24 protein-coding genes are annotated in these 18,524 nt (G+C 66.1%); 13 read left to right on the top strand and 11 right to left on the bottom strand.

Going from position 1 to position 18,524, the window contains the following annotated elements; genetic code table 11:
- Positions 1–37: 37 nt before the first annotated feature.
- Positions 38–1,423 (bottom strand): class II fumarate hydratase, encoded by a 1,386-nt coding sequence (fumC, locus tag ACODSN_RS03075; RefSeq protein ID WP_489053082.1) that lies wholly within the window; start codon positions 1,421–1,423, stop codon positions 38–40.
- 68 nt (positions 1,424–1,491) lie between these two features.
- A complete protein-coding gene (locus ACODSN_RS03080; protein ID WP_489053083.1) occupies positions 1,492–1,968 on the bottom strand; it encodes an SspB family protein in 477 nt (158 codons plus the stop codon).
- A 100-nt stretch (positions 1,969–2,068) separates the two neighbouring features.
- Here ACODSN_RS03080 and hisB point away from each other — a divergent pair, with 100 nt between their 5' ends.
- From hisB to ACODSN_RS03110, 6 genes are all read left to right on the top strand, one after another.
- Positions 2,069–2,656, top strand: coding sequence for an imidazoleglycerol-phosphate dehydratase HisB (gene hisB, locus ACODSN_RS03085; RefSeq protein ID WP_489053085.1), 588 nt, complete (start codon positions 2,069–2,071; stop codon positions 2,654–2,656).
- Positions 2,653–3,267 carry an imidazole glycerol phosphate synthase subunit HisH gene (gene hisH / locus ACODSN_RS03090; RefSeq protein ID WP_489053086.1) on the top strand — a complete coding sequence of 205 codons (615 nt, stop codon included), beginning with the start codon at positions 2,653–2,655 and terminating at the stop codon, positions 3,265–3,267. The genes hisB and hisH overlap by 4 nt, the downstream gene beginning before the upstream one ends.
- Positions 3,264–4,001 (top strand): 1-(5-phosphoribosyl)-5-[(5-phosphoribosylamino)methylideneamino]imidazole-4-carboxamide isomerase, encoded by a 738-nt coding sequence (hisA, locus tag ACODSN_RS03095; RefSeq protein WP_489053088.1) that lies wholly within the window; start codon positions 3,264–3,266, stop codon positions 3,999–4,001. The genes hisH and hisA overlap by 4 nt, the downstream gene beginning before the upstream one ends.
- A 25-nt stretch (positions 4,002–4,026) precedes the next feature.
- Positions 4,027–4,803 (top strand): imidazole glycerol phosphate synthase subunit HisF, encoded by a 777-nt coding sequence (hisF, locus tag ACODSN_RS03100; protein ID WP_489053090.1) that lies wholly within the window; start codon positions 4,027–4,029, stop codon positions 4,801–4,803.
- Between the two features lie 45 nt (positions 4,804–4,848).
- Positions 4,849–5,169: a phosphoribosyl-ATP diphosphatase gene (locus tag ACODSN_RS03105; RefSeq protein WP_489053091.1), complete on the top strand. Its 321-nt coding sequence runs from the start codon at positions 4,849–4,851 to the stop codon at positions 5,167–5,169.
- Positions 5,170–5,255: 86 nt separating this feature from the next.
- Positions 5,256–5,834: a hypothetical protein gene (locus ACODSN_RS03110; protein ID WP_489053092.1), complete on the top strand. Its 579-nt coding sequence runs from the start codon at positions 5,256–5,258 to the stop codon at positions 5,832–5,834.
- On the opposite strand, the gene ACODSN_RS03115 is transcribed toward ACODSN_RS03110, so the two are convergent.
- Positions 5,828–6,736 carry a histone deacetylase family protein gene (locus ACODSN_RS03115; RefSeq protein ID WP_489053094.1) on the bottom strand — a complete coding sequence of 303 codons (909 nt, stop codon included), beginning with the start codon at positions 6,734–6,736 and terminating at the stop codon, positions 5,828–5,830. The genes ACODSN_RS03110 and ACODSN_RS03115 overlap by 7 nt on opposite strands.
- Before the next feature lie 56 nt (positions 6,737–6,792).
- Between ACODSN_RS03115 and ACODSN_RS03120 the strand changes: the two genes are divergently transcribed.
- The 3 genes from ACODSN_RS03120 to ACODSN_RS03130 are packed head-to-tail and all read left to right on the top strand — an operon-like array spanning position 6,793 to position 9,290.
- Entirely contained in the window at positions 6,793–8,244 is a 1,452-nt protein-coding gene (locus ACODSN_RS03120; RefSeq protein WP_489053096.1) for a L,D-transpeptidase family protein, read from the top strand.
- A 4-nt stretch (positions 8,245–8,248) separates the two neighbouring features.
- Entirely contained in the window at positions 8,249–8,566 is a 318-nt protein-coding gene (locus ACODSN_RS03125) for a hypothetical protein (RefSeq protein WP_489053097.1), read from the top strand.
- A 52-nt stretch (positions 8,567–8,618) separates the two neighbouring features.
- Positions 8,619–9,290, top strand: a complete 672-nt coding sequence (locus ACODSN_RS03130; RefSeq protein ID WP_489053099.1) for a murein L,D-transpeptidase catalytic domain family protein — start codon at positions 8,619–8,621, stop codon at positions 9,288–9,290.
- A gap of 39 nt (positions 9,291–9,329) precedes the next feature.
- Here the strand turns inward: ACODSN_RS03130 and ACODSN_RS03135 are convergent, their stop codons facing one another.
- The 7 genes from ACODSN_RS03135 to ACODSN_RS03165 form a co-directional block, all read right to left on the bottom strand.
- Entirely contained in the window at positions 9,330–10,073 is a 744-nt protein-coding gene (locus ACODSN_RS03135) for a hypothetical protein (RefSeq protein ID WP_489053100.1), read from the bottom strand.
- Between the two features lie 91 nt (positions 10,074–10,164).
- Positions 10,165–10,860, bottom strand: coding sequence for an ATP12 family chaperone protein (locus ACODSN_RS03140; protein ID WP_489053101.1), 696 nt, complete (start codon positions 10,858–10,860; stop codon positions 10,165–10,167).
- On the bottom strand, positions 10,857–11,111 hold the full coding sequence (locus ACODSN_RS03145; protein ID WP_489053102.1) for a hypothetical protein: 255 nt from the start codon (positions 11,109–11,111) through the stop codon (positions 10,857–10,859). Before ACODSN_RS03145 ends, ACODSN_RS03140 begins: the two co-directional genes overlap by 4 nt.
- On the bottom strand, positions 11,108–11,767 hold the full coding sequence (locus tag ACODSN_RS03150) for an HAD-IA family hydrolase (RefSeq protein ID WP_489053104.1): 660 nt from the start codon (positions 11,765–11,767) through the stop codon (positions 11,108–11,110). The genes ACODSN_RS03145 and ACODSN_RS03150 overlap by 4 nt, the downstream gene beginning before the upstream one ends.
- 4 nt (positions 11,768–11,771) lie before the next feature.
- Positions 11,772–13,124: an RluA family pseudouridine synthase gene (locus ACODSN_RS03155; RefSeq protein ID WP_489053106.1), complete on the bottom strand. Its 1,353-nt coding sequence runs from the start codon at positions 13,122–13,124 to the stop codon at positions 11,772–11,774.
- Positions 13,121–13,504, bottom strand: a complete 384-nt coding sequence (crcB, locus tag ACODSN_RS03160) for a fluoride efflux transporter CrcB (protein WP_489053107.1) — start codon at positions 13,502–13,504, stop codon at positions 13,121–13,123. The genes ACODSN_RS03155 and crcB overlap by 4 nt, the downstream gene beginning before the upstream one ends.
- 93 nt (positions 13,505–13,597) lie before the next feature.
- A complete protein-coding gene (locus tag ACODSN_RS03165; RefSeq protein ID WP_489053108.1) occupies positions 13,598–14,359 on the bottom strand; it encodes a hypothetical protein in 762 nt (253 codons plus the stop codon).
- A 162-nt stretch (positions 14,360–14,521) separates the two neighbouring features.
- Between ACODSN_RS03165 and ACODSN_RS03170 the strand changes: the two genes are divergently transcribed.
- Both ACODSN_RS03170 and rarD read left to right on the top strand, forming a co-directional pair.
- Positions 14,522–14,743 (top strand): hypothetical protein, encoded by a 222-nt coding sequence (locus tag ACODSN_RS03170; RefSeq protein ID WP_489053110.1) that lies wholly within the window; start codon positions 14,522–14,524, stop codon positions 14,741–14,743.
- Positions 14,744–14,778: 35 nt separating this feature from the next.
- On the top strand, positions 14,779–15,648 hold the full coding sequence (rarD, locus tag ACODSN_RS03175) for an EamA family transporter RarD (protein ID WP_489053112.1): 870 nt from the start codon (positions 14,779–14,781) through the stop codon (positions 15,646–15,648).
- On the opposite strand, the gene ACODSN_RS03180 is transcribed toward rarD, so the two are convergent.
- Complete coding sequence (locus tag ACODSN_RS03180; protein WP_489053113.1) at positions 15,645–16,976, bottom strand: dihydroorotase; 1,332 nt, start codon at positions 16,974–16,976, stop codon at positions 15,645–15,647. The genes rarD and ACODSN_RS03180 overlap by 4 nt on opposite strands.
- Positions 16,977–17,035: 59 nt before the next feature.
- On the opposite strand from ACODSN_RS03180, the gene ygfZ reads away from it, so the two are divergent.
- A complete protein-coding gene (ygfZ, locus tag ACODSN_RS03185) occupies positions 17,036–17,770 on the top strand; it encodes a CAF17-like 4Fe-4S cluster assembly/insertion protein YgfZ (RefSeq protein ID WP_489053114.1) in 735 nt (244 codons plus the stop codon).
- Positions 17,767–18,522: a glutaminyl-peptide cyclotransferase gene (locus ACODSN_RS03190; protein WP_489053116.1), complete on the top strand. Its 756-nt coding sequence runs from the start codon at positions 17,767–17,769 to the stop codon at positions 18,520–18,522. The genes ygfZ and ACODSN_RS03190 overlap by 4 nt, the downstream gene beginning before the upstream one ends.
- The last annotated feature ends 2 nt before the right edge of the window (positions 18,523–18,524 follow it).

The following is an 18,524-nucleotide window of genomic DNA, read 5'->3' on the forward strand; positions in this document are numbered from 1 at the left end:
TATCGCAAAGCCGCCGGTTCCGCCATGTTGATCTGGATCAGACCATATTTTCAGGCCGCACCAGCCGGTCGAACATCGCGGCATCGGCCAGCCCCAGCGCCGCGCCTGCTTCCCGCAGGGTCAATCCGTGCGCATGGGCATGTTTAGCGATCTTCGCCGCATTGTCGTAGCCAATTTCGGGGGCGAGGGCCGTCACCAGCATCAGCGAGCGATCGACCAGTTCCGCGATCCGCTGTTCATTAGCCTCCAGCCCGTCGACGCAGCGTTCGGCGAAACTGTCCATGCCGACACTGAGCAAATGGATCGACCGCAGAACCGCCGCGCCGATCATCGGCTTGAACACATTGAGTTCCAGATGCCCCTGCAAGCCGCCGATCGTCACCGCCTGATGATTGCCGATCACCTGCGCCGCGACCATCGTCAGCATCTCGCACTGGGTCGGATTGACCTTGCCCGGCATGATCGAACTGCCCGGCTCGTTGGCGGGCAGATCCAGTTCGCCAAAGCCCGATCGCGGACCGGAACCGAGCAGACGGATATCGTTGGCGATCTTGGTGAGCGCCAACGCCAGTGTCGCCAGCGTGGAGGACAGATGGACGAGCGGATCGTTCGACGCCAGCGCCTCGAACTTGTTGTCGGCGGTGCGGAAGGGCAGGCCGGTCAGCGCAGCGATTTCCGCTGCGACGGCAACGTCAAAGCCCGCAGGCGCGTTCAGACCGGTGCCGACCGCAGTCCCGCCCTGCGCCAGCGCCATCATGCCGTGCATCGCCGCCGGCTCGATCCGTTTGCGAGCGCGGTAGAGCTGGTGGACATAGCCCGAAAATTCCTGCCCCAACGTCAGCGGGGTCGCATCCTGCAAATGGGTGCGGCCGATCTTGACAATGGACGCCCACGCCTTTGCCTTGGCATCGAGTGCGTCGTGCAGCCGGTCGAGCGCAGGGAAAAGCTGCTCCGTCACCGCGCGCGCGGCCGCGATATGCAGCGCCGTGGGGAAACTGTCGTTGGACGACTGGCCGAAGTTCACACCGTCGTTGGGATGCACCGGCGCCTTGCCGCCGCGCGTGCCGGTGAGCATCTCGTTGGCGCGGCCGGCGATCACTTCATTGACGTTCATGTTCGACTGGGTGCCGCTGCCGGTCTGCCAGATGACCAGCGGGAACTGGTCGTCATGGCGACCGGCGGCCACTTCGGCGGCGGCCGCCTCGATCGCGTCGGCAAGGCCCGCGTCCAGCCCGTGCGCGCGATTGACCCGCGCCGCCGCCTGCTTGACGATGGCGAGCGCGTGAACGATGCCGATGGGCATCCGCTCGGTGTCGCCAAACGGGAAATTCTCGATGCTGCGCTGCGTCTGCGCGCCCCAATAGGCGTCGGCGGGCACGGCGATCGCGCCGATGCTATCGGTTTCGATGCGGGTTTCGGCCAAGATAGGCTCCTTGTCGGCGCAGGATGCTGTCCCGACCATCTGGGGAGCCGGTCGCCCGACCGCCAGACTTATTTTTTCTTGCCGAAATCCACCGTGACGACATTGGAGCCGTCGTCGATAACCGTCGCGGGCACGTCGTTTTCCGGCATGTCATGCGGTTCGGGCAGCGCGTCGGCCTGCGCCTGGAACTGCAGGGCGAAATTGACCGCCGGATCGACGAAGGCGGTGATCGCGCCGAACGGGATCACGAGATGCGCGCCGATCTGGTTGAAAGTCAGGCTGACCTCGAAATGATGGTCGCTGACCTTGAGGTCCCAATATTTATTCTGGAGGACGATCGTCATCTCGTCGGGGAAGCGCTCGACCAGATGGCGCGGAATATCCACGCCCGCGCCCTGCGTCTTGAAGGTGATGTAGAAATGATGCGCGCCCGGCAGTCCGCCGGAGCGTTGCACTTCGCCCAATACGCGGCCGACGACCGCGCGCAGGGCCTCCTGCACGATCTCGTCATAGGGAATCAGGCTGTCGGGCAGGTCATCGCTCATGGCGCAATGTCCTAACGCGCGCCAGCGGCGGGTCAAGTGCGCGAAGCCCGGCATCAGCGGCGCATTGCATGGCGCGCGCGACTCGCTATAGGGCCAAGCCATGCGCACGGCCGACATTCACCGCGGAACCGCGGAAACTTCGATCGACGTCGCCGTCAACCTGGACGGCACCGGCGTCTATACGGTTTCGACCGGCATCGGCTTTCTCGATCATATGCTGGAGCAGCTGTCGCGCCATTCGCTGATCGACATGAACATCAGGACCGTCGGCGATCTGCATGTCGACCAGCATCACACGACCGAAGATACGGCGATCGCCATCGGCGAGGCGGTGGCCAAGGCGCTGGGCGACAAGCGCGGCATCAGCCGCTACGGCACCGCCTATGCGCCGATGGACGAGACGCTGACCCGCGTGTCGCTCGACATTTCCGGTCGGCCATGGCTGGTGTTCAAGGCGCCCTTTACCGTGGCGAAGCTGGGCGAATGGGACACCGAGCTGATCGAGCATTGGTTTCACAGCTTCGCGCAGGCTGCGGGCATCACGCTGCATGTCGAAAATCTCTACGGCAGCAATAATCATCATGTCGTCGAAAGCTGCTTCAAGGGGCTGGCCCGCGCGCTGCGGCAGGCGATCGAGATCGACCCGCGCAAGGCGGATGCGATTCCTTCCACCAAAGGAATCCTGTGACCCTCGCGCTCATCGATTATGGCGCGGGCAATCTCCATTCGGTCGATAATGCGCTGCGCAAGGCGGGCGCGGGCGATGTGATCGTCACCGCCGACGCCGATGTCGTGGCCAAAGCCGACCGCATCGTCCTGCCCGGCGTCGGCGCATTCCGCGCCTGTCGCGACGCGCTGGTGGCGATCCCCGGCATGGTGGAGGCGATGAACGCAGCGGTGCAACGGCGCGGCGTGCCCTTTCTGGGCGTTTGCGTGGGGATGCAGTTGCTCGCCGATGCTGGCGAGGAATTCGGCCGGCATGAGGGACTGGGCTGGATCGGCGGCACGGTGCGCCGGATCGAGCGGGCCGACCCGGCGATCAAGGTGCCGCATATGGGGTGGAACGATGTGACGCTCGCCGCGACGTCGCCGCTGCTGGAGCCGGGCGAGGCTTATTTCCTGCACAGCTATCATTTCGATGTAGCGGATCCAGCCGATGTCGCCGCCACGACCGACCATGGCGGCCCGCTCGTCGCCGCCGTCGCGCGCGGCACGGTGATCGGGTGCCAGTTCCACCCGGAAAAAAGCCAGGCCTATGGCCTTTCCTTCCTGTCCCGCTTTCTGGAGTGGAAGCCATGAGCCTGATCGTTTTTCCCGCCATCGACCTTAAGGGCGGTCAGGTCGTCCGCCTCGCCGAAGGCGATATGGACCGCGCCACCGTCTATGGCGACGATCCGGCCGCGCAGGCGGTTTTGTTTGCTCAGGCGGGCGCCGGGCATCTGCATGTCGTCGATCTCGACGGCAGTTTTGCCGGCCATGCCGTCAATGCGGATGCGGTGGAAAAGATCGTCGCGGCCTTTCCCGGCCATGTCCAGCTGGGCGGTGGCATCCGCAATCGCGAGTCGGTCGAGCGCTGGTTCGACCTTGGCGTATCGCGCATCGTCATCGGCACCGCCGCGCTCAAGGACCCGGCCTTCGTCAAGGCGGCGGCGCGCGATTTTCCCGGCGGGATCGTCGTCGCGGTCGATGCGCGCGATGGCTTCGTCGCAACCGACGGCTGGGCCGAGAAGAGCGACATGCCGGTCATCGACCTCGCCCGCCGGTTCGAGGATGCGGGCGTCGCCAGCCTGCTGTTCACCGATGTCGGCCGCGACGGCATGCTCAAGGGCTGTAATATCGAGGCGACCGTCGATCTCGCCCGCGCTACCGACATTCCGGTGATCGCCAGTGGCGGGGTTGCTGGCATCTCCGATATCCGCATCCTCAGCTTGCACGCCGATGAGGGGATCGAGGGCGTCATCACCGGCCGCGCGCTCTATGACGGGCGGCTCGACCTCAAGGCCGCGCTGGCGGTGGCGCAGGCGGCGGCGTGAGCGAAGCGACCGGAAACCAGAGCCGATGACCGTCCGCACCCGCGTCATTCCCTGCCTCGACGTCGCCAATGGCCGGGTCGTCAAGGGCGTCAACTTCGTCGATTTGCGCGATGCCGGTGATCCGGTCGAGCAGGCGAAGCTGTATGACGCGGCGGGCGCGGACGAGCTGTGCTTCCTCGACATCACCGCCACGCATGAGGCGCGCGGCACGATTCTCGATGTGGTGCGCCGCACCGCCGAGGTCTGCTTCATGCCGGTGACGGTCGGCGGCGGCGTGCGCAGCGCCGAGGATGCGCGCGCGCTGCTGCTGGCGGGAGCGGACAAGGTTGCGGTCAACAGCGCCGCCGTGCAGCGCCCCGAACTGGTCGCCGACATCGCCGATCGCTTCGGCAGCCAGTGCATCGTCGGATCGGTGGATGCGCGTAAAGTGGGTGAGGGCCGCTGGGAAATTTTCACCCATGGCGGTCGCAAACCGACCGGCATCGACGCGCTGGCGCACGCGGTTCGGCTGGCGGAGCTGGGCGCTGGGGAATTGCTCGTTACCTCGATGGACGGCGACGGGACCAAGGCGGGCTATGACCTTGCGCTGACCCGGACGATCGCCGACGCCGTGTCCGTGCCGGTGATCGCCAGCGGCGGCGTGGGAACGCTCGATCATCTTGTCGAAGGCGTGATTGAGGGTCATGCCAGCGCCGTGCTCGCCGCCTCCATTTTCCATTTCGGCCAGCACAGCATCGCGCAGGCGCATCAGGCGCTGGCCGCTGCCGGCATTGCGGTGCGAACGCCGGTGAGCCTCGCCTGACGCTTTGCGGTTGACTGGGCGCGCGCGGGGCGCTTGATGGCGGCGATGCGCGACACTCTTTTTCAGCTCGAACGGACCATCCGCCAGCGGCGGGCGGCGGACCCGTCCTCCTCCTATGTGGCGAAGCTGTCGGGCCGGGGCCGGGCCAAGATCGCGCAGAAGGTCGGCGAGGAAGCGGTCGAAACCGTGATCGCGGCGATGGCCGACGACAAAGCGGGCGTGGTCGGGGAAAGCGCCGACCTGCTGTTCCACCTGCTCCTCCTGCTCGCCGATCTCGACATTTCGCTCGCCGATATCTGTGACGAACTGGACCGGCGCGAGGGCGTGTCGGGTCTGGCGGAAAAGGCCGCTCGCTCGCAGGACTGAAATCCCTTATCGTGACGGCGGCGGAAAGAAATCGCGCGCGCCGCGTTTCCGCCCCGACCCCGATACCGGGAAGTGGAGGGCACAGCATGATAAGAACGGTCCTTGGCGGTCTGCTTGGCGGTTTCGTCCTGTATGTCGTCGGCTTCCTCTTTTGGGGCACGCCGCTCAGCGCCATCGCCTTTAGCCGGACGGATGGACAGGCCAGCGCCAATCTTCAGGCGGCGATGGCGCAGGCGCTCGGGCCTTCGGGGACGGGCGTCTACATCGTCCCCGATCCCGCGACGGCGGACGGAACGATCCTGTATGGCAAGGGACCGATCGGGCAGATCTTCTACAATAGCGCCGGTTTTCCGGTGACGGACAGCGCCAGCCTGATCGGCGGGCTGATCCTGGCGCTGCTCGTGGGGCTGCTGATCGCCTTCGCGCTGCGCCTGATAGCGGCGGATTTCGGGACGCGGGCGCGGGCAACGATCCTGTTCTCGGCTGTCGCGGTGCTGTGGCTTCAGGTCGGCCAGGCGGTGTTCAACCACGCGCCATGGGGTTATATTCTGTATCTCGCCTTTTCCGATTTCGTCGGGCTGGTCGCCGCCGGGCTGATCGCCGCGCGGTTGATGGGCGAGCGACCCGCGCAGCCGGTGCAGCAAACGCCGCCCGGCAGCTATTGACGCAATAGCCCCGCCTCCTCGGCGAGCGCGATCATGCAGGCGACGTGGCGGCGGGCGACCGCCATGCGATCCTCGCCATAGCCGCCACCGACCGTGCTGGCGAGTGGCACCCCCCGGACCTGCGCCGCGCGCATCACCGCGCGGTCACGGGCATCGATCCCGCCGTCCGTCAATGCCAGTCGCCCGAGCCGGTCGTCGCCATGCACATCGACCCCAGCCTGATAGAGGATGAGGTCAGGCGCGAATCGATCCAGCGTATCAGGGAGAACCTCCATCAGCGCGACCATATAGGCATCGTCGCCGGTGCCGTCCGGCAGGGCGATATCGAGTGTGGAATGCGCCTTGCGCACCGGGAAATTCTTTTCCGCATGGAGCGACAGCGTGAAAATCTCCGGTCGCCCCGCCAGCAAGGCCGCCGTGCCATCGCCCTGATGCACATCGAGATCGAGGATGAGGATGCGCCGCGCATCGCCCTCCGCGATCAGCCGGTGCGCGGCGATGGCGAGATCGTTGAACACGCAATAGCCAGCGCCCGTATCATACAGCGCATGATGGCTGCCCCCGGCGCTGTTCGCCGCATAACCATGAGCAATCGCCAGCCGCGCCGCCGCCCAAGTGCCGCCCGGCGAGAGCATCGAGCGCAACCGCACGCGGTCGCTCACCGGAAAGCCGATCCGCCGTTCCTTGTCGCGCGGCACGGCGAGGCTCGCGACCTCCTCGACATAGGCGGGATCATGCACCGCCTCGATCCATGCGCGCGGCATGGGATCGGGCTGATATTGGGTGAACGCGACGCCGCTTTCCCGCAAAGCCTCCATCACCAGCCCATATTTGTCGAAACGGAAACGGCTGCCGGGCGTTGCGGGAAAGACGTAAGCGGGATGGTGAACGACGTGCAGCATGATCTTTTCCCGCTAACCGATTTGAACGATCGCCGCTTTGCGCTATCTGGTCCAGCATGAACCGTCCCAAACTGATCCGCTTTATCGGCATTCCCCTGCTGGCCGCCACTGCGCTGCCGGCAATCGCGCAGCCCCCTCCCGTCGCGCCGACCCTGCCCGCTCCCGCCATCGCCCCGACGCCACCGGCGATCGCGACGCTGCCACCCATTCCCCTGCCGCCTTTGTCCCCGGCACAGGAAGCCCTGTTGAACGACTGGCTGGCGAACGGCGCGGCGCAGGGCCTGATGGCGCGGGCCAAAAGCTATACGCCGCTGAAGGGAGACGCGCTGTCCGCCGCCGTGCTGGATCGCGCGCGTGCGCTCGGCACCGGCCGGGTCGATACCGCCGATTTCCTCGACATCTGGGCGCTTCGTCCGGCGCCGTTCGATCCGCGCATTTCGTTCGCGCGAGCGATTGCGGAGAATCGGCTGGCGCAATGGACCGCCGATCTGACCCCGCCCTATGCGGGCTATGACGGGCTGCGCAAGGGTCTCGTCACCTATGAGAAGATTCGCGATAGCGGCGGCTGGCCGGCGCTCGGCGCGCAATCCTCGCCCGACAGCGTGCGCGCGCGCCTCGCCATCGAGGACAAGAGCGTCAAGCCGGGTGAGAAGCTGGTCGATGTGCTTCAGCGCGCGCAGCGGCGCTATGGTCTCAATCCAACCGGGCTGCTCGACGCCCGGACGCTGAAGGAACTGAACGTGCCGGTCGACGATCGCGTCGCCGCGATCATGGCCAATATGGAGCGGTGGCGCTGGATGCCGCGCGAACTGCCGGTCAACCGGGTGCAGGTGAACATCGCCGCGGCCGTGCTCACCGTGTTCGAGGGCGATCAGCCGGTCACGTCGATGCGCGCCGTCACCGGCAGCCCGGACAATGCGACGCCGATGCTGTCGTCCAGCATTCATTCGATCGTGGTCAACCCGCCGTGGAACGTGCCAGCGTCGATCGCCAAGCGGGAATTATGGCCCAAGGGGCGAGCGGCGCTGATTCGGCAGGGCTACAAGATCGTCGGCACACCGGAAACCGGCGAGCGGATCGTCCAGCCCGCCGGCCCCGGCAGCGCACTCGGTCGCCTGAAATTCGACTTTTCCAACCCGTTCGCCGTTTATCTGCACGACACCCCGTCGCGCGCGAAATTTTCGAGCTACGACCGGCTGGCCAGCCATGGCTGCGTGCGGCTCGAAAAGCCGGTCTCGCTGGCGGAGCTGATGGTCGCGGGCGATCCCACCCTGGCCGGTCAGGTCCAGACGCTGATCGACGCGGGCAAGACGCAGCGCGTATCGCTGCCCAAACAGGTTGCGGTCTATCTTCTCTACTGGACCGCCTTTGCCAGCGCGAACGGCACGATGAACTTCCGCAGCGATCCCTATGGCTGGGACAAGTTGCTCGCACAGAAGATCGAGGCGTCGAGCCGACGCGCCGATCCCGCCGCGCCCAAAACCACCACCATCGCAGCCAAGGATTGATCCCATGCGCAAGATCGCCCTGCTCACCCTCGCCGGAGCGCTGGCCCTGTCGGCCTGCGGCAAGAAGGATGAAACCGAATCGGTGACGAACAATCTGGTCGAACCGCCGGTCGAAAATGTGATCGTCAACGAACCGGACGCCACACCGCCGCCGCCGCCCGTCAGCAATAATGTCGCGGCTCCTGCGGCCCCCGCGCCGACCGTTTCCGAACAGCAGCAGATCCAGGACGATGCCGAAGCCACCGGCATGACGTCCCGCCTGCGTCAGTCGAGCGACGATAGCGCGGCGGGTTCCGACGAGGCGGGCAATAGCGGCGGATGAAGCGATTGCCCCCGGCCTTGGACCGGGGCTGCATATTTGCTATATACAGGTTATGGATCGCCGCAAATTTACGAAGTTCGCTTTAAGCGGACTCGCCTTGTCATTTTTGTCGGACAGTGTTGGCCGGGCCGCTTTGCCCGCGACCGGGGGGCTGGTTCCGTCGATACCGCCTGCGCCCGGCCCCGCCTCGCTGGCGCTCAAACCCTACGCACCGTTGCTGGAACGCGCCAGAGCGGCGCTCGACCAGCATAGCGCGGCGTTTCAGTTGCGCGACCGTGTCGCGCTCGCGGATTTCAACGCGCCGTCGCGGGAATTGCGCTTCCATATCGTCGATCTGATCGGCGGGCAGACCAGTTCCTACCTCGTCGCCCATGGCCGGGGATCGGATCCGTCCCACTCCGGCTGGTTGCAGAGCTTTTCCAATGAGCCAAACTCGCTGGCAAGCAGTTCGGGCGCATTCCGCACCGGCGACATCTATGAAGGCCAGCATGGCCGTGCGATGCGGCTTACTGGACTCGATCCACAGAATAATAATGCCGAGCCGCGCGCCATCGTCATCCATGGCGCGGATTATGTGAGCGAGGACCATATCGCCACATGGGGCAAATGCGGCCGGAGCGAGGGATGCTTCGCCGTCGCCCGGCACATGCTGCCGCAATTGCTCGGCCTGCTTGGTCCCGGCCGGATGCTCTACGCGAACAAGCTAGACGGTATCGTCACCTGATAACGGGCGGACGGGGCAGACCCTGCCCGCCCGTCCGGTTCAGCCAGCCTGCCCCGTCATCGCGAGCACGGAAGGCTTGTTGACCGCGTCGATCGAATTGTCCGCCACCATCGCCTTGCCCAGCGTCACCGCTTCGGTCTTGACGGCCGGATCGCTGCCGGTCTGGCTGGCGCCGATCAGGGCGGAAAGCAGGAGGTTCTTGTTGACCTTGTCCGCCGCGTTTTCCGCGACCGACTTGCGCGCGAGCGTGACGGCTTCCTGATAATAGGGGGCGGCGCCCGCCGCGTCCTTGGCGGTCAGCTTCTGGTTGCCGAGCTGGACGAGGATGCCCGCCAGCACGTTGCGGCTGGCGGCATCGGTCGGCTTGGCCTCGACAACCTTGCGCCAGTGCGGCGCGGATTCGCTGAACAGGGTCATGGCCTGATCGACCTTGCCAAGGCCTGCCTGCGCCGCAGCGTCGGCATAGAGGACGTTGGCGAGAAAGGCGACATTGTCGATCTTGGCAGGGTCGGATTGCACCGCCGTCCTGATAGCAGGCAGGGCCGCGTCATATTTCGCGGCGGCAGCGGCATTGTCGCCGGCCTGCTGCGCGGTCTGGCCAGCGGAAAAGTCGGTCACGGCCTTGTTAAAGGCAGTGATCTGCGCCGGGGTCATCGCGGTCGCGGCGGGCGCAGCCTGATGCCCGGCATGGGCGGACGGTTGTTGAGCCAGGGCCGGGGCGGATGCTGCCGCGATGGGCGCGGCGATGCAGAGAAGGGCGGTCAGTCGGGCATGGGATGGCAAGGTCGGGGTCTCCCTGAACGTTCAAGACGATGGATCGGCGGCACGCCATTCCAGTCATCCAATGAGCGAAATCGGGGGAGGTTCCGCGATCCTAGCCCCGCGCCATCGCGCAAAAGGCGCAACTCGTGGCAAAATCCTTTGTCCGTTTCGCCGCGCGGGCTAATGCCTCGGCATCTTCGCCCCAACGCTCGACCTGCCAGGCTTCATCGATTTCCGCCGCGCGCCAGATCGCTTGCTCGTCCCGCGCGCCCTCGACCAGAGCGAGACCCGCCACCAACGATCCTGACAAGGCGACGACACTCGCAAGCCCTGCGAGGGTGAAGGCATCCATTGCCGCAACGATCTGCCCCAGCCGCTCCAGTGTTTCGGGCGGTTGCGGCACGGGGAGGATGCCCTGCGTTACGCAAAAGGCGATATCGTAGCGCGCCCGCGCCCAGTCGAGCAGCGGGTCCCAAGCGGCCGCCTGCCGCTCGACCAGTTCCGCCGGGCCATCGGCGCGGTAGCAGAGAAGATCGCTCTCGCCATAGCGCGCGATATCGGCGGCGAACCGCGCATGATTGGAGGCAACATGATCGATCGCGGCATTGGCAAGGCCGGTGAACGGCATGGAGGCAGGGTCGATGCTGTCACCCTGCTCGCGCCATTCCTGCGCGATCGCCTCCGCCAGCACCGAGTTCGGCAGCGCCAGCAGGGCGCGGGCCGGGGTGCGCACGGGTCGCCCGTCAAGGCGGATTTCGAAACCCGCCTCGCCCGGTACGATCGCAACATCCTTATAGAATCGCTTCACGAGCCGGTCCGCCTGAACAGGGCGAGCATCAGGCGCGGTACGATCACGAATTGAAACAGGCCGACAAGAACCATGATCGCGCCGAACGCCTTCGCCTTGTTTCCGTGCACCCAGGACAGGCGCTGCATCAGGGCGAGGAAACCGAACATCACGACGATCGCGCCGGAGAGGCGGAACAGGCTGATGGCGAAATGACGCTGGCGCGCGATTTTTTCGGGGTCGACGGGGGGCGGAGGCGGAAATTCGGTCATGGCGCGCCGATATGGCGATGGAGCGCCGCGCTGTCCATCGCGACGGCCTTCGCGCCCGCCGCCCACAGCGCTTCGGGGGCATGATAGCCCCAGCCGACGCCGATCGGGCGCACATCGGCGGCGATCCCCATGTCGATGTCGAACACCGTGTCGCCGATCATGACCGTAGTCTCCGGTGCCGCACCCGCCTCGGCCATCGCTTCAATCAGCATCGAGGGATGCGGCTTTGAGGGGTGGCGATCCGCCGTCTGGAGCGTCACGAACCGATCGCGCAGGCCGTGATGGGCGAGGCATAGTTCCAGACCGCGATCCGACTTGCCGGTCGCGACGCCCAGCAGCCAGCCTTCCGCATCAAGCGTCGCGATCAGGTCCGCGATGCCGGGATAAAGCGGTTCCGACACCGCCTGCTCGCGGCGCAGATCATGGAAGGCCCGTTTATAGGCATCCGACAGATGATCGTGAAAGTCCGGCTCGGCATCCGGCAACAGCCGGGCGATCGCATAGGGCAGCGACAGGCCGACGACCGACAGGATCGCCTGCCGGTTCGGCGGAGGCAGCTTCGCGCCTTCGAACGCGCGGATCATCGCGGCGCAGATGCTGTGCTGACTGTCCACCAGCGTCCCGTCGCAATCGAACACCGCCAGCCGGTTAGCCATGCGACTACGCCTCGCCGCGCCCGCGACGTTCGCCGCGACGGCCCTTGCGGACCTGCTTGGCGTGCGCCCGCGCAAACTTCTTTTCATCCTCGCGCGTCGGCGTCCGGTCGATCTCGTCGTCCAGCGGCATATCCCCAATCGCGGCGTCGAACCCCAGATCGGCGAGGCTCGACGCGAAATGCGATGGCAGTTCCGCCATCACGTCGACGCGCCCGCCATCGGGATGATCGACCCGGATGCGGCGCGCATGAAGATGCATCTTGCGGCTGATCGTGCCGGACAGGAACGCATCCTTGCCGCCATATTTGCCGTCGCCGACGATGGGATGGCCGATCGCCGCGAGGTGGACGCGCAACTGGTGGGTGCGGCCGGTATAGGGTTGCAGTTCGACCCACGCGGCGCGGTTGCCTGCCCGTTCGATCACGCGATAGCGGGTGCGCGCGGGCAGCCCCTCCGCCTCGTCCACATGCATTTTTTCGCCGCCCGTGCCCGGCTGCTTGGCGAGCGGCAGTTCGATCATGCCGTCGTTGATGCTGGGCACGCCGATGACCAGCGCCCAATAGACCTTGCGCGCGGTGCGGCTGGAAAAAGCCTTGGCGAAATGACCCGCCGCGCGGGCGTTGCGGGCGAGCAGCAGCGCGCCGGACGTATCCTTGTCCAGCCGGTGAACCAGCTTGGGCCGCGATTCCATGTCGAACAGCAGCCCGTCGAGCAGCCTGTCGACATGCTCGTCGGTCTTGGTGCCGCCCTGCGTCGCGAGGCCGGGGGGTTTGTTGATGACGATCGCCTGCGCATCGCGGTGGATCACCATGGCCTGCACATAGGCGATCTCGTCGGGCGTCAGGTCGATGACGCGGACGCGCTTGGGCCGTTCGGCGGCGGGCGCCTTGGCTTCGGCGGGGGGCACGCGGATCATCTGCCCTTCCGCGATCCGGTCGCCCGGCGCGGCGCGCGCGCCATCGACGCGCAACTGCCCGGTGCGCGACCAGCGCGACACGATGTTGAAGCCGACATCGGGCAGATGCCTCTGGAACCAGCGGTCAAGCCGGATGCCGTCATCGTCCGCCGCTACCCGAAACTGCCGCACGTCAAGCGATACGCCCTTGGGGGCCGATGGCTTGGCGGGGGTCGCTGCCGGTGGCGCTGTGGCGATGGCCGGTTTGGCGGCGGGTTTCGCGCGCGGCTTGAATGGCGGCTTCGCGCCATCGGGCTTGCGCGCGGCGGCTGCCTTGGGTCCGCCACGGGCGCGGCCGGGCGCACCCGCCTTCGCAGAGTCCGGCTTGCGGCCCTGCGGCGGGCCGGACCTGTCGGGTCCCGTTTTCCCCGGCCCGGTTTTCCCCGGCGGACGGCCCTTCATGCGACGCTCCGCATGGCGAAGAGGCCCAACGCCAGCGCGACGACCGCACCGATGACCGACAGCAGCGCATAGCCGATTGCCATGCCCGCCTGTCCACGCTCGATCATCAGCAGGGTTTCCAGACTGAAGGAGGAAAAGGTGGTGAAGCCGCCGAGCAGGCCTACGCCCAGCAACAGCCGTATCGGCTCACCCGGAACCATGCTGCCCCGCGCCAGCCATCCGGCCAGCAGGCCCATGGCGAAGCCGCCGAGCAGATTGGCCGCGAACGTGCCCCAGGGCCACGGCGCGCCGGGCGCCATATGGGTGGACCAGCGCCCGAGCAGGTAGCGCAGCGCGGAACCGGCCGCGCCGCCGGACATGACTAGCAAGATATTCCTCATGCCGCCCGCCTACAGGCAAATGGCGGCGAAGGAAATGGCGGGGGTGAGGGCTGGTGCGGATGCGCCAAAAGCCCATTCCCGAGAAGGCTCTCCCTACCGCCCGTGATCGGCGAGGATGTCGACGCTCGTCTTGCCGCCCGGTGCATCGGTGAAGACGATGAAATAGGCGCTACCGTCATTCTGACGGCTGCCGCCGAGCACATGGTCGCCACCCAATATCCGATGTTCGGCCGCGAACCCCGCGCGCTTCGCCATCGTATAATAATAGTCGATGACGCTTTGTTTGGATGCGGGGGTCACGAAGCTGGCCGCGCGCAGCGTGCAGCCGTCGCGATCGGCGCCCGCCGCCTCCATCAACTGCGCGCCGGGATAAAGCGTGAAGGGTTCAGGAAGGCGGTTGGCCCATTGCATCGCATAAACGAGCTTGGAATTGCAACCGGAAGCGCCGCCACCGCGCCCGGCCTGTTCGCGCGCCAGCGCGCCGAGCGTCACGGTGGACGCCATCGCTTCACCCTGGATCGGGGCAGGCGCGTTCAGCAGCTTGCCGCCGGCGATACGTTGCGCCTCCGCCTGTGCCTTGCCGGCGTCGCCATCCAGCACCGGCAGCGCCGCGCTGGCGGGCCGGTCGGGCGCGCGGACGGCGTTGCGGTTGGACTGTCCGGCCAGTTTGGGATCGACCACGATCTGATCGGCAAGCGCCCCCTTCAGCGCGGGATCGACCGCATTATTGGTGAGTTGGGCGTCGAGCGCGGCCAGGCTCTGGTCCTTGCCCTTCTTGCCGCAAGCGCCAAGCGGCAGCGCCAGCGCGACGGCAAACCAGACCGACCTGGTACAAACCGACCTGAAACCCTTCATGCGCGGCACTCCTTCGTAAACAAGCCATGAAGAGCAGAGGTTAATTTTCCGTTAGTACTTTTGGTGAATCACATCATTTTATGATCCGTTGCCCGATCCAGCTTGCCGTAACTGGCCTTGCCGGGCCTTGTCGTGCGCCTGTAAAAGCGCCATCTTGCCCGCATGCTCGATATATTGTCGGGCCTGATCGGCCTTGTCACCCTAATCCTAATGATCCCGGCGGTCATTCCACTGCTCGGCGCGCTCAACTGGCTGCTAGTGCCTATGGCGCTGTTCGGGGCGCTGATCGGCATGGTGTCGTCGAAAAATGGCGGGCGTAACTTCTGCCTGATCGTCGCAGGCTTCGGCGCGCTGCGGCTGTTCATCGGCGGGGGGTTGATCTGACCCAAGCGCAGGATCGGCCGGACCAGCGCGCCGGGTTGCTGGCGGCGTCCGTCGCCTATGGCATCTGGGGCCTGCTGCCGATCTTCGTCAAGCTGGTCGACACTGTGGGATCGCTGGAGATCGTGGCGCAGCGGATCATCTGGTCGCTGCTGCTGATCGTCCTGATCCTCGCCGCGCGCGGGGCGACCGGCGCGCTGGTCGCCGTGGTACGCGACCGGCAACTGATGCGCCCGCTCGCATTGTCGGCGACGCTGATCGGGGTCAACTGGGTGACCTATGTCTGGGCCATCAACAGCGCGCATGTGCTGGCGGCGAGCCTTGGCTATTTCCTCAATCCGCTCGTCAACGTGCTGCTGGGCGTGCTGGTGCTGAAGGAAAAACTGCGGCGCGGGCAGATCGTGGCGATCGCCGTCGCCGCGCTTGGTGTGGCGCTGATGGCGGCCACCGCGCTTTCAACGCTGTGGATCAGCGTCGCGCTGGCGCTGACCTTCGGCTTTTACGGGCTGGTTCGCAAGCTGACGCCGGTCGCGCCGATGGCGGGACTGGGTGCGGAAACGCTGGTGCTGTCGCCGATGGCCTTCGCCTATCTCGGCTGGCTGTCGGCGACCGGGGGCCTCGCCTTCGGACGGGATATTCCGACGAGCGCGCTGCTGATCTGCCTGGGCGCGGTGACGATGGCGCCGCTCGTCCTGTTCGCCACCGCCGCGCGCCACCTGCCGATGGCGACGCTCGGCCTGTTGCAATATATCGCGCCGACGCTGCAATTTCTCAGCGGGGTGCTGCTGTTCGGCGAAACGCTCAGCCATGGCCAGATCGTCAGCTTCGGCCTGATCTGGGCGGGACTGCTGCTGTTCGCGCTGGACAGCTATATGTCGGCGCGGCGGAACCGGCTAGCGGTAGTTTAGGAAAATTCCGTCGCCTCGAAGCGGATCGCCTCGCCGATGGCGGCGTCCGCGAGCGAATCTTCCCACATCACGCGATGGCCGCGTATGATCGTGCCCACCGCCTTGCCGGTCAGGTCCATGCCGTCGAACGGCGACCAGTCGCAGCGGGAAGCGAGCCAGTCGCGGCCCACCGTCCAGCGCTTTTTCAGATCCACGATGGTGAAGTCCGCATCATAGCCGAGCGCGATCCGCCCCTTGCCCACCAGCCCGAATACCCGCTGCGGCCCGGACGAGGTCAGTTCGATGAAGCGGCGCAGCGACAGCCGCCCCTCCGCCACATGGTTGAGCAGCAGCGGCACCAGCGTCTGCACGCCGGGCATGCCGCTGGGCGAGGCGGGATAGGTCTTCGCCTTTTCCTCGATCGTGTGCGGCGCATGGTCGCTGCCCAGAACATCAGGCACACCCTGGTTCAAAAAGCGCCACAATCCGTCGCGATGCGCGCCCGAGCGGATCGGCGGGTTCATCTGCGCATAGGTGCCAAGGCGCGGATAGGCATCCTCACCTGCCAGCGTCAGGTGCTGCGGCGTTACTTCGCAGGTCGCGATGTCCTTGTTCCGGGCGATATAGTCGAGTTCGGCAGGCGTAGTGATGTGCAGGATATGAATGCGCCGGCGCGCGGCGCGGGCGAGCGCGATAATCCGCTTCGTCGCGATCATCGCGCTTTCATCGTCGCGCCAGACCGGGTGAGAGGAAGGATCGCCCTCCAGCGCGTAGGGCTTGCGCGCGTTCATCCGCGCCTCGTCCTCGGCATGAATGGCAACGCGCCGCGTGCCCGACGCGAGCACCCGCGACAAGGCGCCATCATCATCGACCAGCAGGCTGCCGGTCGACGCGCCCATGAAGATCTTCACCCCCGCCGTGCCGGGAATGCGCTCCAGTTCCCTGAGGCTTTCGGCATTGTCCGCCGTCGCGCCGACATAGAAGGCATGGTCGCACCACATGCGATGATGCGCGCGGGCCAGCTTGTCATGCACCCGATCGGCGGTGTCGGTATTGGGATTGGTGTTGGGCATTTCGAATACGGCGGTAATGCCGCCCATCACCGCCGCGCGGCTGCCCGATTCGAGGTCTTCCTTATGTTCTAGGCCCGGCTCGCGGAAATGGACCTGGCTGTCGATGCAGCCGGGCAGGATGTCGAGGCCGGTGCAGTCGATCACCTCGCCCGCATCCCCCAGCGACGTTCCGATCGCGACGATCCTGCCGCCGCGCACGCCAACATCGACCACGTCCGCGCCGCCGGGCGAATGGACCGTGCCGTTTTTGAGGATCAGGTCGAAAATGTCGGACATGGGAGCGCGCGCCTTGTGAAAGACTTGGATAAGGATGCGCCCTGTCCTACCTAAAGCCGATGACCGGCACCACCCTCACCGACCGCGCGATCCTGAGAATTTCCGGCGAGGAGGCGCGGCCCTTCCTGCAAGGGCTGTTGACCCGCGACGTGTTGACGCTGGCGCCGGACGCGCCGCGCTGGACCGCGCTGCTGACGCCGCAGGGGAAGGCGCTGTTCGATTTTATCCTGTGGAGCGATGGCGACGATGTGCTGATCGATTGCGAGTCGGCGCAGGCCGATGCGCTGGCGAAGCGACTCACCCTCTACCGCCTCCGCCGCAAGGTGGTGATCGCGCGCGACGAGGGGCTGGCGGCGCATTGGGCGCTCGATGCGGCCGAGCATCCCCTCGACCCGCGTCTGGCCGCGCTGGGGCACCGCTGGATCGCGCCCGCCGATGATGGCGACGCGACCTCCGCCTTTCGCGCCCATCGGCTGTCGCTCGGCATATTCGAAGGGGCGGAGGAATTGGGGCAGGATCAGATTCTCTGGCTTGAAACCAATGCGGAGGAACTGGGCGGGGTCGATTATGACAAGGGCTGTTATATCGGTCAGGAAAATACCGCGCGGATGCATTATCGCAACAAGGTGAACCGCCGCCTCGTCGCCGTGCCGCTGGCGCGAGCGGACGACAAGCGCCAGCGCGCGGCCCTGCCCGACATGGACCTGTCCATCGAGCTGCGGCGGGTGGAGGATCTCGATCCTGCCGCCCTGCCCGGCTGGCTGGCCGATGCGATCGCGGCGCAGGCGGAATGAGGCGCATCCTTGCCGCGCTGCTGGCGGCGCTCATGTCGGTGGCGCCGGCACTGGCGAATACGCCCTGGACGCTGGTGAAGGCCTATCCGCATGATCCGGCCGCTTTCACCGAAGGACTCTTCTTTCATGATGGCGCGCTTTACGAGAGCACGGGTCTCGAAGGGCGGTCGGACATCCGCAAGGTCCGGCTGAAGGATGGCAAGGTCCTGCAACGCCAGGCCCTCGACCGTGCCTATTTTGGCGAGGGGATCGTCAACTGGAAGGACCGGCTCGTCAGCCTGACCTGGCGGCACAGGCAGGGCTTCGTCTGGAGGCTCGGCGATTTCGCGCCGCTCTCCACCTTTCGTTATGAAGGCGAAGGCTGGGGCCTGACGCAGGACGGCAAGAGCCTCATCATGAGCGACGGCAGCGCGCAACTGCGCTTCCTCGACCCCGACAGTCTTACCGAACAGCGCCGCGTCACCGTACGCTGGAACGGGCGCCCGGTCGACCGGCTCAACGAGCTGGAATATGTGCGCGGGGAAATCTGGGCGAACATCTGGTATGACAGCCATATCGCCCGGATCGATCCGGCGAGTGGCGCGGTCATCGACTGGATCGACATCGGCGCGCTCGTGAAGAAAAGCGGCGCGCGCGACAGCGAAGCGGTGGCCAACGGCATCGCCTATGATGCGGGCAGGGACCGGATTTTCGTGACCGGCAAATATTGGGACAAGCTGTTCGAGATCCGGCTGGAGCGCAAAGCGCGCTGAGC

It is taken from the genome of Sphingobium sp. FG11 (genome assembly GCF_057809915.1).